This is a genomic window from Soonwooa sp. T0.1_25, from assembly GCF_057652215.1.
Genome location: NZ_JBYFBZ010000041.1, coordinates 1 through 1,338, shown reverse-complemented (window position 1 = coordinate 1,338; position 1,338 = coordinate 1). Strand labels below are relative to the sequence as shown.

The following is a 1,338-nucleotide window of genomic DNA, read 5'->3' as shown; positions in this document are numbered from 1 at the left end:
TGTATTATCCTGAAATAGTTGACACATTTTTCAGTTTTTTTTGTGGTTCTAAATTAGGATTTTTTTTCGTTTGTAGGATTTATATTTTACATTTTCTTTGAGGTGCACTTTTGCAGGGGTTTGAAAATTGAGTGAAAAATGCAATCGATGGTTGTTGTAGAGGTTTACAGCTTGCTGGGTCATTTTCTGAGCAGTTTTCAAATCTGGTAGGGTTTCTTTTAATCCGTATTCGTACTTTAGAGTTCTGTTCATCCGCTCTGCAACAGCATTTTCATAAGGATCAGAGTTTTGAGTATTGCTTAAAATGATATCATTTTTTAGTGTATATCGTTCAAATTCTGGGCTGCAATACTGGATTCCTCTGTCAGAATGATGAATGATTTTTCTATCAGGGAAAGATCTTTCTTTTAAAGCCATTTTAAGAGCATTTACAACGAGTTCGGTTCTCATATGGTTGTCAATATTAAAACCAACAATTTTCTTTGAATAAGCGTCTGTAACAAGCGCTAAATAAGCATAATCATTTTGAAGTTTTACATAGGTGATGTCACTTACCCAAACCTGTTCACTGTGGGTAATTTCGGTGTTTAAGATTCTATTCGGATTCTTGAAAAACCTATGCTTAGAGTTGGTTGTTGTGATAAAATTCTTAGATTTTTTCACTAGCATTCCATTCCATTTTAACAGCTTAAAGAAGCGATCTCTCCCCATTTTTATTCCTTGCTGATGAAAGAAAAAAGAAAGCTCTTTAAAGACTTTTAAGGTTCCATATTGGGGCTGAAGTTTGCGTATTTTGCGAACTTCGGAGAGAATCAATTCATACTGATGAGCCTGTGTTTCCAGATGCTTCATCCGCTTATAATAGCCTTGTCGTGATATCCCAAAGACTTCGGCTAGCCACCGTTTTTTAAACGGTTTTTCTTCTTTTTCTCGAGTTCTTTTATCAAGTCTTTGGGTAAATGCTTTTTTGAGAGTTCCTTGCCTACGATTTCCTCAAAATCAAGGATAAGATCCTGCTGGAAGTCTTTCACAAACTCCAGTTCCTGGATTTTCTCTTTTAGTTTTTTAATTTCCTGATCTTTGCTCATACCGATAGATTTTTGATTAAAGGTAGCTAATTTTTTCACCCAATAATCAATGGTTGATCTGGATATTCCATACGTTTTAGCGGCATGATTGATAGAAATCTGTCCGTTGGTTACCTTTTGAACAATTTGGAGTTTAATCTGAAAAGGTAATTTTTGATAGGTATATTTTGGACACCTAATGATTTTTTGTTGTTCCATAGCTTGACAATATTTAATGAATTTTTTGTCAACCTATTTCAGGAATATGCAT

General features: G+C 34.2%; 2 protein-coding genes. Both read right to left on the bottom strand.

The window, feature by feature from the left end; translation table 11 throughout:
- Positions 1-48: 48 nt before the first annotated feature.
- Positions 49-879, bottom strand: a complete 831-nt coding sequence (locus AC23MB_RS14235) for an IS3 family transposase (protein ID WP_487787637.1) — start codon at positions 877-879, stop codon at positions 49-51.
- 14 nt (positions 880-893) lie between these two features.
- The gene (locus tag AC23MB_RS14230; RefSeq protein ID WP_487787636.1) at positions 894-1,286 is read right to left on the bottom strand and encodes a transposase; all 393 of its coding nucleotides are present in this window, start codon (positions 1,284-1,286) and stop codon (positions 894-896) included.
- Between the last annotated feature and the right edge of the window lie 52 nt (positions 1,287-1,338).

Bases quoted from the DNA above. Each gene is read 5' to 3' on its own strand.
- AC23MB_RS14230 (WP_487787636.1), bottom strand. From the start codon at position 1,286: ATGGAACAACAAAAAATCATTAGGTGTCCAAAATATACCTATCAAAAA.